Annotated in this window: 10 protein-coding genes and 2 pseudogenes; 8 read left to right on the forward strand and 4 right to left on the reverse strand. The window is 72.4% G+C overall.

Annotation, left to right across the window (positions count from 1 at the left end; genetic code table 11):
* From IE294_RS45260 to IE294_RS45270, 3 genes and pseudogenes are all read left to right on the forward strand, one after another.
* Window positions 1–133: pseudogene (locus IE294_RS45260) on the forward strand (transcriptional regulator); the annotation flags it as partial.
* A gap of 79 nt (window positions 134–212) precedes the next feature.
* Window positions 213–968, forward strand: a complete 756-nt coding sequence (locus IE294_RS45265) for an alpha/beta fold hydrolase (RefSeq protein ID WP_189895168.1) — start codon at window positions 213–215, stop codon at window positions 966–968.
* Window positions 969–1,031: 63 nt separating this feature from the next.
* A pseudogene (locus IE294_RS45270) lies at window positions 1,032–1,157 on the forward strand (hypothetical protein); the annotation flags it as partial.
* 34 nt (window positions 1,158–1,191) lie between these two features.
* Here IE294_RS45270 and IE294_RS45275 read toward each other — a convergent pair.
* Window positions 1,192–1,557: a hypothetical protein gene (locus IE294_RS45275; protein ID WP_306433555.1), complete on the reverse strand. Its 366-nt coding sequence runs from the start codon at window positions 1,555–1,557 to the stop codon at window positions 1,192–1,194.
* A 250-nt stretch (window positions 1,558–1,807) separates the two neighbouring features.
* The gene (locus IE294_RS45280) at window positions 1,808–2,191 is read right to left on the reverse strand and encodes a hypothetical protein (RefSeq protein WP_189895169.1); all 384 of its coding nucleotides are present in this window, start codon (window positions 2,189–2,191) and stop codon (window positions 1,808–1,810) included.
* A gap of 284 nt (window positions 2,192–2,475) precedes the next feature.
* Here IE294_RS45280 and IE294_RS45285 point away from each other — a divergent pair, with 284 nt between their 5' ends.
* Together IE294_RS45285 and IE294_RS48755 are read left to right on the forward strand one after the other, a co-directional pair.
* A complete protein-coding gene (locus IE294_RS45285; protein ID WP_189895170.1) occupies window positions 2,476–3,066 on the forward strand; it encodes a TetR/AcrR family transcriptional regulator in 591 nt (196 codons plus the stop codon).
* Entirely contained in the window at window positions 3,063–3,776 is a 714-nt protein-coding gene (locus IE294_RS48755; protein WP_229918148.1) for a hypothetical protein, read from the forward strand. Before IE294_RS45285 ends, IE294_RS48755 begins: the two co-directional genes overlap by 4 nt.
* A gap of 18 nt (window positions 3,777–3,794) precedes the next feature.
* Here the strand turns inward: IE294_RS48755 and IE294_RS45295 are convergent, their stop codons facing one another.
* Complete coding sequence (locus IE294_RS45295) at window positions 3,795–4,688, reverse strand: Bax inhibitor-1/YccA family membrane protein (protein ID WP_189895171.1); 894 nt, start codon at window positions 4,686–4,688, stop codon at window positions 3,795–3,797.
* 369 nt (window positions 4,689–5,057) lie between these two features.
* On the opposite strand from IE294_RS45295, the gene IE294_RS45300 reads away from it, so the two are divergent.
* The 3 genes from IE294_RS45300 to IE294_RS45310 all read left to right on the forward strand — a co-directional run bounded on the left by IE294_RS45300 (window position 5,058) and on the right by IE294_RS45310 (window position 10,320).
* Window positions 5,058–6,572 (forward strand): GMC family oxidoreductase, encoded by a 1,515-nt coding sequence (locus IE294_RS45300; RefSeq protein WP_189895172.1) that lies wholly within the window; start codon window positions 5,058–5,060, stop codon window positions 6,570–6,572.
* Between the two features lie 308 nt (window positions 6,573–6,880).
* Window positions 6,881–9,673: an ATP-binding protein gene (locus IE294_RS45305; RefSeq protein WP_189895173.1), complete on the forward strand. Its 2,793-nt coding sequence runs from the start codon at window positions 6,881–6,883 to the stop codon at window positions 9,671–9,673.
* A gap of 158 nt (window positions 9,674–9,831) precedes the next feature.
* Window positions 9,832–10,320 carry an SRPBCC family protein gene (locus tag IE294_RS45310; RefSeq protein ID WP_189895174.1) on the forward strand — a complete coding sequence of 163 codons (489 nt, stop codon included), beginning with the start codon at window positions 9,832–9,834 and terminating at the stop codon, window positions 10,318–10,320.
* 95 nt (window positions 10,321–10,415) lie between these two features.
* On the opposite strand, the gene IE294_RS45315 is transcribed toward IE294_RS45310, so the two are convergent.
* Entirely contained in the window at window positions 10,416–11,975 is a 1,560-nt protein-coding gene (locus IE294_RS45315; protein WP_189895175.1) for an MDR family MFS transporter, read from the reverse strand.
* Window positions 11,976–12,234: the final 259 nt, after the last annotated feature.

Raw genomic sequence — 12,234 nt, forward strand, 5'->3', positions numbered from 1 at the left:
CGACGGCTCCGGACAACGCCTCATGGCACTGACCGCCGAACCCGGCAGCCCCTCCCACGACGCCCTGCGCATCCTCACCTCCTGGACCACGGCACAGACGGACCCGAACCCGGCGCGGGACAGGACTCCCTAGATCCTTCCGCGTCCCCGGACCGGTGAACCCACGTGCCGTCCCCTCTCGTACTCGTAACGGGAGTGAGAAGGGGGGACACGTGCTCGCGTACGACATCCGGGGCAGCGGGCCCGGTCTGGTACTCCTGCACGGCATCGGGAACACCGCGGCCGAGACCTGGGGAACCCTGGTGGACCGCCTCGCCGCCACGCACACCGTCGTGCTTGCCGACCTCCCGGGGTCGGGGCGCAGCCCGCTGCCCGGCGGCCCGCTGGTGGCGGACACCGTGGCGGACCAGGTGGTGCACACGGCCCTGACGGCCGGGCTGGGCGACTTCGTGATCGCGGGGGCCTCGCTGGGCGCGGCCGTGGCCGTCAAGGCCGCCGCCCGCCATCCCGGCCGGGTCCGTGGACTGTTCACCCTCGCCGGCTTCGCCCGGCCCCGCACCACGCTGTGGCTCAATCTGGAGATGTGGGCGTCGCTGCACGCCCGTCGCGACGAGGGGCTGGGCGCCCTGCTGACCTCACTGTCCTTCTCCGAGGAGTACCTGACCCTCCTCACCCCGCAGCGGGTCCGGCAGCTGACCGCCGCATTCGCGGGGTCCGCCCCCGGCACCGCCCAGCAGATCGCCTTCGCCCTGGGCATCGACGTCCGCGGCGATCTCCCCGCGGTCACCGCCCCCGCCCTGGTGGTGGCGAGTCCAGGTGACCGGATGGTGGCCCCGGAGCACTCGCTGGAACTGGCGGAAGGCATACCCGGCGCGCGACTGGCCGCGGTCAGGGGCGGGCACGCGGCGGCCATCGAGGAGCCGGGACGGACGCTGGAGATCCTCGCCGGCTTCCTCCGCGACGTCTGACGCCGGAACGGGCCATGTCCGCGCGGAACGTGTGAAATCTGTGCCGGCGGCTGAAGCACATGTGTGCGGCCGTGGCGGGTATGGCAACGCTGGCCCGAGGTCCCGGTCACCGGCTACGGCAGCCAGGGCCACGCCCACGCCCCGTCGCTGCGTGACTCCGGTGGGGACGTGCGGGTCGGTCCGCACGAAGAGGCGTAGGCCTCAGCGCGCGGACCGCCGGCCGTCAGTCGGCCAGACGGTCCAGGACCACCGTCGCGAGGCGGAGCGCGGCATGCAGCTCCGTCACCTCCGCGACGGTGGGACGGACGACGCCTGACCACTCACCACGCAGGCCGGGCCAGACCGCGAGCAGGACCTGGGTCCCCGCGAGGCCCAGCTGCGCCGTGACGTCCGTCCGGTCCTCGCCCGCGGGCGTCCAGGACAGCAGGACGCGGCCCTGCGGGACACGGGAGGGTGCGTCCAGGGGCAGCCAGGTGGCCATGAGCCTGCCGTCCACCGGCGTCACGATCGCGCCCCGGACGTCGGCCGGCATGGGCTCGCGCGTCACCGTGGACAGTTCGACGGTCCGACGGGGCTCCGAGTCCCGCACCAGGGTGAGAAGGGGCCCGCCCGCGCGGGCGCTCCTGGACCGCCGACCGGACGCCGACCGCCTGACCGGCGAATGATCACAGCAGGGCCGGCCACACCTGTGGTACCTCGTCATGCTCTCTCCCCCTTCGAGCCCGGTGTGTGTTTCACGGCATTCAGTCTCGCGCGGGCGGAGTGCCGGACACATCCGTCATCTGACTGTGCCGGGCACCGGTCGCCCCGGACCGGTGGACGTCTCGTCGCCGGCGCCATCAGGGCCGGTCGCCCGCGGGTGCGTCCTGTGCCACCCGTTCCAGCAGGCGCGCGCCGGTGGACAGCGCGGGTTCGGCGCCCGGCGCCGGGTGTGCGGTCACCGCGCACAGCTGGGCGAGGAGCCGGGCCAGCCGGCCGCCGCCGGCGTACGGCAGGGCGACGCTGCCCTCCCAGAGGGTCTCGCGCAGACGGGCCGGGGTGAACTGCCCGTCCCCGGCGCAGGCCACGAGCAGGCGGGAGGCCAGGGTCCGTTCCAGCGCCGCCGGGGCCCACCTGCCCTCGTCGAGGTCCTCGGCAAGGGCGGCGGTCAGCTCGTCGAGCCGCTCCACCGCCGACGTGTGCCGCCGCAGGGCGATGACGGGAGCGACTGCGTCATGGGACATGGGTATCGATGGCCTTCTGCTCGGAGCGGGTGGTGTGTGTACTGCTCGCCGGACGGCGTGCCCGCGCGGATGGTCCGCCCGTCGGGACGACGGCCGCGGAGTGTAGGTTTCTCCCCAGGATATGTGTCTCGCAGGTGTTCGCGGCACCGGCTCGTCGAGTGCCGGGATCTCACCGCTCGGAGTGTCGAGAGACCCCAGCCATGTGCGGCACGTCAACACGCTGCCCAGCGGGCGCGGCCCGAGCCCACCCGACGGCATCACCACGGATAGAGACCGGAGCATCGATGAGATCGGACGCACGCTCCAACCGGCTGCGCATCCTCGAAGCGGCGACGGAGGCGCTCGCCGCCCCCGGCGACACCTCTTTGAAGTCCATCGCGCGCAGAGCGGGCGTGGGCCAGGGGACGCTCTACCGCCACTTCCCGACCCGCGAGTCCCTGATGCTTCAGGTGTACGGGGCGGAGGTGGACGAGCTGGTCGCCGCTGTGCCCGCGCTCCTGACGACCCTGAGCCCGCCGCACGCGCTGCGGGTGTGGCTGGAACGCCTGCTGAGCCTCGGGCAGTCCACACCCGAGTTCTCGGAGGCGATGCGGGGGGCCACCGCCGCGATGACCGAGCAGTGCCGTGAGCCGTACCGGCCGCTGCTGGAGGCCCTGACGGCGCTGGTGCGCGCCAACGAGGCCGCCGGAACCATCCTGCCCGGAACGACGGCCGACGACGTGCTGGTGCTGCTGGGCCCCCTGTGGCACGTCGGCCCCCAGGACGAGGAGCACACCCGGGCCGCACGGCTGTTCGACGTGCTCATCCGGGGGCTGTGTCCCTCGTCCGCCACGCAGGACGCCACGGACCCCGGCGAGACCCGGCGCGGAGCGTGAACCTCCCCAGGCGTCGCCTCGCGCACGGCAGGCTGCATCTGCTGCTCACCCTCGACTCGCTGGTGGTCGTGCTCATTTCCGTCAACAGGAAGGCCGACCGCACACTCGCGTTCGTCGCCGACAACCAGTTCCTGCGCTGGGTCGAGATCAACAACATGGTGCTCGGCCTGGGCACCGTCCTGCTGTACTACCTGGTCACCGCTCACCTGGTGCGCGACGCCCGGCCGCGGCGACGCGGGGGCCTGCTCGCGCTCGGCGCCCTGTTCACGGCCGGCGCGTACCTGTACGCCCTGAGCTTCGGCGACCACGAGGTCACCAACTACCTGCACGGGCGGTTCTGCTCCGAGAGCCTGCCCCCGGTCTGCCGCGTCGTCGCCTTCAACGACGACGTGTTCTCCGACGCCGTCTTCCTCGCCGGGTTCACGTTGCTGAACACCACGGTCATGCTGGCCCAGTTCCTCTTCCCGACCGACCGTGCGCCGCGTGCCTGGGACAACGTCCTGATCACCGTGAACGCTCTGTTCATCGGCGCGGGCATCACCGCCAACGTGGCTTTCGAGAAGGCCGGGTTCGATCCGTTCGTGGTCGGCGCGACAGCGCTGTTCGCGCTGGTCCTGCTGTGGTTCTCGCCCCGGCAGCCGGTGCTTCGCTACTACGGCGTCGCGTACGGCGTCGGACTGCTGGCCACGGTTGTGATCAAGACCGTGTGACCGCCGGCCGCGGTGCGCTCAGTACAGCTCCTCGCTCGGGTAGAGGGTGAGCAGCCGCGCGGTCTCCACGTACAGCCACACCAGGGTCAGCGTGAGCCCGAATGCGGCCGGCCAGGACTGGTCGCGGGACGTGCCGTACGTGATGCCGTTCTCGACCTGCCGGAAGTGCAGGGGCAGGAAGGACACCCCGAGGGCGACACCCACGGCACCCATGACGATGCCGAGGCCGAGGGGGCGCAGGCCCAGACCGTCCGCGCCCATGAGGGGGAAGAGGATCCAGTCCGCCAGGCCGAGGAAGGCCAGTCCGAGCAGCGCGGCGCCGGCGACACCGTAGAGCCGGCGGTTCACCCGCATCCAGTGCAGTGCGCGGGCGAGGAGGAACGCGGCGGAGGCCGCCATCGTCCCGAGCACGGTCTGCACGAAGACGCCCGGTGACAGGTGGCTGGAGGCCGTCGTCGAGAACACGCCGAGGAACACGCCCTGAAGCGCCGCGAACGTCAGGGCCGGGGCCGCGGACGGCGGGTTCCTGCGGCGCTGGATCACCACCAGCGCCGCGGCGAGCAGTGCGGCACCGGCGGCGACGCCGTAGGACGCGGCCGTGCCGAGCGCGGCGAGCGGCAGCAGGGTCCATGACAGCACGGCCGTGAGGGCCGTGACCACGAGCGCCGCCGCCGCACGGGGCAGGACGCCGTCCATCGTCATCAGGTCGCCGACGAGGACCGGCAGCGGGGCGGCCTCGTCGCCATGAGCCCGCTCCCAGTCGTTGCCCGCCCTGATGCGGTCCCGCACGACGGCGATCCCGGCCCGCGGGTCCCGGGCCGCCGTCTTCTGTCCGCCCCGCCGTCCGAACTGCGGCCGGGAGAGTATCGGGTTGCTGCTCGTCAGCGAAATCTGCTGTTCGACCGGTGTCACGCCAGGTCCTCTTCTCCGTGTCGGACGTACCGCTCCCGGCAGTCGTGTGTGATCCCGGATGCCGACGGGCTCGCCGGAGCCTCGGCCTGCTTCAGCCTGGCGCACGGGACAAACCACGCGCATCAGTCACTTGACGGTGGAAGGCGCCCGGGTCGGCCCGGCGGCGCGGGCACCCTAGACGACAGACACGGCAACTGAATACGTGTGCCGCCTATGGAACACACGCCCCGCCCGGTAAGCAGGAGTGGTTCCCGTCGCCCGGCGTCCGGACGTGGCTCCGGTGCGGCGATACATGTGTTTACGGAGCAGGGAGCTGTATCAGTGATACCGTCTTCCACGGATCATTGATTCAGGCAGAACGGAACCAGCATGTCTTCACTCAAACCCGCCTATGACGTCGTCATCGTCGGCGGCGGAACGGCCGGCTGCGTGCTCGCCGCGCGTCTGACCCAGGACCCCGGCCTGCACGTGCTGTTGCTGGAGGCCGGCCCGGCCAGGCTTCCGGACGCGGTGGCCCACCCGCCGGCCTGGCCCTCGCTCGCCGCCTCGGAAGCCGGCTGGGGCGACACGACCGTGGTCCAGGAGGCCTCCGGTGCCCCCGTGCCGCTGCCGCGGGGCCGGGGTCTGGGCGGTTCGTCCGCCATCAACGCCATGGTCTTCGCCCGCGGCCACCGCACCGGTTACGACAGCTGGAGCGAGCACGGCGCCAAGGGCTGGACCTTCGACGACCTGCTCCCCTACTTCCAGCGCACCGAGACCGCCCTCGGCGCGGCCCCCGGCCGCGGCACCTCCGGCCCGCTCACCGTGGCGCCGGCCCAGCAGCTCAACGAGGTCCTGCTGGCCTGCCTCGAAGGCGCCGTCGAAACCGGACACCGCCGCGCCCACGACATCAGCGGCGGCCTGGAGGAGGGCTTCGCCCCCGTCGACCTCAACATCGTCGACGGACGCCGGCAGAGCGCCGCCGACGCCTACCTCACCCCGGCACTGGACCGCCCCAACCTCCAGGTGATCACCGGGGCCTTGGCGCACCGGCTGCTCTTCGACGGACACCGCTGTGTCGGAGTGGAGTACGGCGCGGACGGACGCACCCACACCGCGCGGGCGACCGGAGAGGTGGTGCTGACGGCGGGAAGCATCGGGTCGGCGCTGATCCTCCAGCGCTCCGGCATCGGTGCGGAGAACGATCTGCGGCGGGCCGGGGTCGAGGTCTTCCACGCGCTGCCCGGCGTGGGGCACAACCTGCACGACCACCCGCGGGCCAACCTCGTCTACCGGACCCAGCGGCCGGTACCCACGGCACTCAACAACCACGGCGAGATCCTGGGGTTGCTCCGCAGCACTCCCGACGCCGAGGGTCCTGACGTGCAGATCATCTTCATCGACATACCGGTGCCCAACCCGGTCGCCCCGGTGCACAACGGCTTCACCATCGGCATCTCGCCGATGCGGCCGGCGAGTCGCGGCACCGTGCGGATCACCTCGGCGGATCCGTACGCGCCGCCGGCGATCGACCCGCGCTACTTCACCGAGGAGGCGGACGTCCGGGCGGTGCTGTCGGGTATCAGGACGGCACGCAGGATCGCCTGGTCCTCCGCGCTCGCCGAGTGGGGGATCGAGGAGGTCAGTCCGGGGCTCGCCGCGGTGGACGAGGAGTCCATCGCCGACCACGCCCGCAGGTACTTCAGCTCGTACTGCCACCCCGTGGGCACCTGCATGATGGGCGAGGACGACGTGGCCGTCGTCGACTCCTCGCTGCGCGTGCACGGGCTGGACGGCCTCCGTGTCGCCGACGCCTCCGTCATCCCCTCCATCCCCTCGAACAACACCAACGCCACCGTGTACGCGATCGCCGAGCGCGCCGCCGACCTGCTGCGCCGCTCCTGATCCCCGTGGCGCGACGCACGGCGGGAACGGGAGGGCCCGCACCCGTTCCGGCCAGGCGCGTCACCCCGCGCCCGGCGCCCCCAGCCTCACCGGCTCCCGCTATTACGCCGTAATAGGTACAGCTCCGCCGGGGAGCCGGCCCGCCCCCGCCGCGAGGCGAGCGGCGAACGGCAGCCCGACGGGAATGGCCGGTTATGGACGTCCTTTAGACTCCAGTGATTGCATGGGCCGCACGGAGCCGGGTGCAGGCACAGCCAGGTCGGCACGGAACACTGGGCCTCCGTACGACGGCCGTTGGAGGCAGCCCGATGAATGACCCGGACCCGACCGTCTGCCCAGCCTCGACACGGCTGGTCGGACGCGAGGCGGACCTCTCGTTCATCCGGTCCTTCTTCGCCGGCTCCCAGGTCCAGGGAGCGGCTCTGCTGCTCTCGGGCGAGGCCGGGGTGGGCAAGAGCGCCGTGCTCGACGCGGTGGCGACGGGAGCCGTGCACAACGGCGTCCGTGTGCTGCGCGCGGCCGGCGTGCAGTTCGAGGCGGACATCAGTTACGCGGGTCTCAACCAGCTCCTCGTCCCCCTCTTCGACTACTTGGAAATCCTGGACAACCCGCACCGCGACGCCCTGCGGGTCGCCGTCGGCATCGGCAGCGGACCGGTTCCCGACCGCCTCCTGACCTCGACCGCGGTGCTGCTGCTGTTGCGGCTGATCTCCGCCGAGACGCCGCTGCTGATCGTCGTGGACGACCTGCCGTGGCTGGACCGGGCCACCAACGCCGTCCTCGGTTTCGTGGCCCGGCGGCTCGTCGGCAGCCGCATCGGCTTCCTCGCGGCCTCCCGTGAGGGCTCCGACAGCTTCTTCGAGTCGAGCGGCCTGACCGAGCACCGGCTCAAGCCGCTGGACGACGCGTCGTCGGCCGAGCTGCTCGCACTCACCCACCCGGACATATCCCCCGCCGTACGGCGCCGCATCGCCGCCGAGGCACGCGGCAACCCGCTGGCGCTGGTGGAGCTGCCGGTGGCACTCTCCACCGAGCAGCGCGCGACGCTGGCGGCGGTGCCCACCGTGCTTCCCCTGACCGAGCGCCTGCAAGGCATGTTCGCCTCGCGGGTGGCCGCCCTGCCCGACCGCAGCCGGGAACTGCTGCTGATCGCCGCCCTCGACGGCACCGGCGACCTGGCCGCCATCGAGGCCGCCGCGGCCGGCCGGGCCGGCGTCGACGACCTCGCCCCCGCCGAACGCGACCGGCTGGTGGCGATCTCGGCGGACAACCGGCGGCTGACCTTCCGGCACCCGCTGATCGGCTCCGCGGTGGTGGAGCTGGCGACCGCCTCGGAACGCAGACGAGCCCATCGGGCGCTCGCCGGCGTGCTCGGCGAGCAGTTGGAGCGCCGCGCCTGGCACCTGGGCGAGGCGGCCGTGGGCCCGGACGAGACCGTCGCGGCCCTGCTGGAGGAGGCCGCGCGCCGCCGGCTGCGGCGCGGGGACGCCCTCGGCGCGGTGACGGCGCTGACCCGGGCCGCCGGGCTGAGCCCCACGGCGGCCGACGAGAGCCGCCGGCTGGCCGAGGCGGCCTACGTCGGCGTGGACTCCAGCGGTGAACTGGAGGACGCCTCGCGACTGCTCGCCGGTGCCCGGCTCGTCCATCCCGGCACCGGGCAGCAGTCGCTGCACGCGGCGGCCGCGTCCGCGTTCCTGCTGATCAACCGGGACGGTGACATCGACACCGCGTACCGGCTGCTGGTCGGGGCGATCGAGTCCGGGGACCACGGCTGGGACGCCTCCGACGACGCCCTGATCGAGGCCCTGCACCTCCTGGTGCTGCTGTGCTGGTACGGCGGTGCCCCCGAGCTGTGGCAGCCGCTGTTCACCTTCATGGACCGGCTGACCCCCGGACCGCCGGAGCTGCTCTGGGTCATCTCCCAGACCTTCGGCGACCCGGCACGCACCGGTCCCTCGGTTCTGCCCCGCCTGGCGGAGCTGATCGCCACCGTCGGGGACGACCCCACCCGCGTGGTGCGCGTCGGCACCGCCTCGGTCTTCCCCGACCGGCTCGGGGACTTCCGGTGGGCGACGCGCCGGCTGATCGAGCAGGGCCGCTCCGGCACCGCGCCCGTCCGCCGGCATCTGGGCGCGCTGATGCACCTGGGCCTGGACTACTTCCACCTGGGCCGCTGGGACGACGCCGCGCAACTGGCCGCCGAGGGGCACACCCTGTGCACCAACCACGACTACCGCTTCTTCGCGTGGTACTTCCACTACATCCAGGCCGTCGTGGCCGCGGCGCAGGGCGACGCGGAGACCGCCGCGGCACTGACCGAGGAGATCGTCCGGTGGGCGACGCCCCGCGGCGCCCACGGCGCCCGGTACTTCGCCTGCCACGCCAGGGCGCTGGCCGCCCTCGGCAACGGCGACTACGAGACCGCCTACCAGCACGCCTGCACGCTCAGCCCGCCCGGGACCGTGGCCCCCTACGTGCCGATCGCCATGTGGGGCACGATGGACCTGGTCGAGGCTGCCGTACGGACCGGCCGGGAGGAGGAGGCCGCCGCCCACGCGGCGGCGATGCGCGCGTCCTCGATGGCCGGTCTGTCGCCCCGGCTGGAGCTGCTGGTCCTGGCCTGCGAGGCGCTGACCGCCCCGGGTGAGGAGTCCGTCGCCCTGTTCGAGCGGGCGCTGTCCCTGCCGGGGCCGGAGCGCTGGCCCTTCGACGCCGCCCGGGTGCGGCTCTTCCACGGCGAACGCCTCAGGCGCCTGCGCGCCACCGCGGAGGCCAGGGAACAGCTGACCCAGGCGCTGGAGGTCTTCCAGCGCCTGGGTGCCAAGCCCTGGGTGGCCCGTACGGCGGCCGAGCTGCGCGCGAGCGGCCTGTCCGCGCCGACCGCCACCAGGCCGGGACCCGTGACGCTGACCGCGCAGGAACTACAGATCGCCACGCTCGCGGCGACGGGACTGACCAACAAGCAGATCGCGGAGCGGCTGTTCCTGTCCCACCGCACGATCGGCACGCACCTCTACCAGATCTATCCCAAGCTGGGCATCACCTCGCGGGCCGCGCTGAGGGACGCGCTCTCCGGCCTCGACCTCGACCGGGAGGACTGACCCCGCCGGCGAAGGCTGACGACGGGCCGTCCGCTCAGTCATTTGACGTATGCCGGTCCACCGGCAGCCGCGCAGAGTGGACGCGGGAACGGCCTGTTCGGGCTGTCCTCCCACGGTGGCCGTACCTGAGCCGCCGGGCCACGCGAGAGGGGAACCGGATGCTTGAGGCGTCGGACAGCCATCCGGACATCCACTGGCCGTCGGGCTTCACGCCCGACCAGGCCCACAGCTTCTGCCAGGCGCAGGCCGTGGTGCACGCCCCGCCCGCCGCGGCCTTCGCCCTGCTCGCCGATGTGACGCGGTGGCCGGACTGGGTTCCGGGCATCACCGAGGCGTGGGCCGGACCGCTCCCCCGGACCTTCGAGGTGGTCTTCCACGAGCAGCGCTTCGAGATCTTCGTGGGAGAGTACGAACCGCCCCGCCGGCTCGGCTGGTCGGGCGTCGGCGCGAGTGTGCAGCTGTACCAGGCCTGGCTGTTCACCGCCGTCGAGGGCGGCACCCATGTGGTGACCGAGAACGTGGTGCGCGGTCCCGCCGCCAAGTCCCTCAAGGCGTTGTCCCCCGTGTGGGCGCGGCGCATGAACACCCTGTGGATCGCGCAGCTCAAGCGGCTCTCCGAGAGCGCCCCGGACCAGGGTGACGCGTAACCCGGCGCCACCGGACGGCTGCGGGTCCTGACACACGCCGACGGCCGGCACCCGGTGTGGGTGTCGGCCGTTCGGGGGCGTGCCGCCGGTGGGGTTCAGGCGGCCTTGACGGTGTCGTCGGTGGTGAGGCGGGCGTCGTCGGCGGCGGGGGCGGTGGTGTCCGCATCCGCATCGTTCTGTCCGGTTTTGCGGGCAGGGCGGAGGAAGGCGGCGAGGAGGAGGCCGACGGCGAGGGTGGGAGCGATCCAGAGGTAGCCGGTGGCCGTGGCGTGGGCGAAGGCGTCGAGTGCGGTCTCGCGCAGGGCGGTCGGCAGCCGGTCGATGGTGTCGGGGCGGGCGGCGTCGAAGCCGCCGCCGGTGGGCAGGGCGTGGGTGCGCTCGGCGAAGCCGGTGTTGAGCAGGGTGCCGAAGACGGCGACGCCGAAGGCCGCGCCGATGGAGCGGGCGAAGGTGACCACGGCGCTGGCGGCACCGAGGTCGGTGGCGGGCACGCTGTTCTGGACGGTGGTCAGCACGACCATGGGCACCATGCCGATGCCGATGCCGGTGATCAGGAAGTAGGCGCTCAGCACCAGGGTGTTGGTGCCGGCCCCGAGGGTGCCCAGCAGCAGCAGTCCGGCGAGGTTGGCGGCCAGACCCGTGAGCAGGATCACCCGCAGCCGCTCGACGTGCGCGGCCCAGCGTCCGGCCAGGGACTGGCTGATGACCAGGCCGGCGACCAGCGGCAGCATGGAGATGCCGGACAGGGTGGCCGAGACGCCGTGGACGATCTGGAGGTAGGTCGGCAGGTAGACCAGCACGGCGAACATCGCGGCGTTGGCGAAGAACCCGATCAGCGAGGAGAAGACCACGGTCCGCGAGCCCAGCATGGCCGGCGGCAGGACCGGGGCGGCGGCGCGGCGCTCGACCGGCACCAGCAGCGCGGCGAAGGCGACGGTGGCGACGATCAGGCCGACGATGGCCGGTGAACCCCAGCCCCAGCGTTCGCCGAACGAGGTGACCAGGACGAGGCCGGTGGCGATGGCGGCCAGGACGGTGGCGCCGGCGTAGTCGATACGGGCCCTGGTGCCCCGGGTGGCGGCGGGCAGCGCACGGGCGGCGACGGCGAGGGCCACGATGCCGACGGGCAGGTTGATCAGGAAGGCCCACCGCCAGGACAGCTGGTCGGTGAAGACACCGCCCAGCAGGGGACCGACGATGCTGGCGACGCCGTAGACCGAACCGAACATGCCCTGGTAGCGACCGCGTTCGGCGGGCGCGACGATGTCACCGACCAGGGCGAAGGTCAGCACGATCATGCCGCCGCCACCCACGCCCTGGAGTACCCGGGCGCCGATCAGTTCGGGCAGGTTCTGCGCCAGGCCGCAGGCCACCGACGCGACCAGGAAGATCGAGGTCGAGGCCAGGTACAGGCGCTTGCGGCCGAACATGTCGCCGAGCTTGCCCCACAACGGGGTGACCGCCGTCGAGGCGAGCAGGTAGGCGGCGCTGACCCACGCGATGTCGTCGAACCCGTTCAGGTCTTCCGCTATCCGGGGCAGCGCGGTCGAGACGATCGTCTGGTCGAGGGCCGCCAACAGGACCGCCAGGATCAACGCGCTCATCGCGGCGGCCACCCCACCCGCCCGGGGTGAGGAGGACTGTGTCTTCGGCATCGAAGGTGCCTTTCTGGAAGTGGTGGGCGGGCGCGCCGGCCGTGGCACAAAGCAAGAGCCTCAGCATGTCCGCAGTACCTTGCCTATCTGTCACTCCAATGTAGCACTTACTCGACGCACTTTCACACTCAAGTGGCCATAGCTGTGCGAGGCTCCCCATTTCCTGGCTAGACTCGGTGCGGTGAGAGCCGACGCAGCACGCAACCTGGAAGCCGTCCTGACCACCGGAGCCCGCATGCTCGCCGCCGACCCCGGCGCC

This window comes from Streptomyces canarius (genome assembly GCF_014650735.1).
Taxonomy (GTDB): Bacteria; Actinomycetota; Actinomycetes; order Streptomycetales; family Streptomycetaceae; genus Streptomyces; species Streptomyces olivaceoviridis.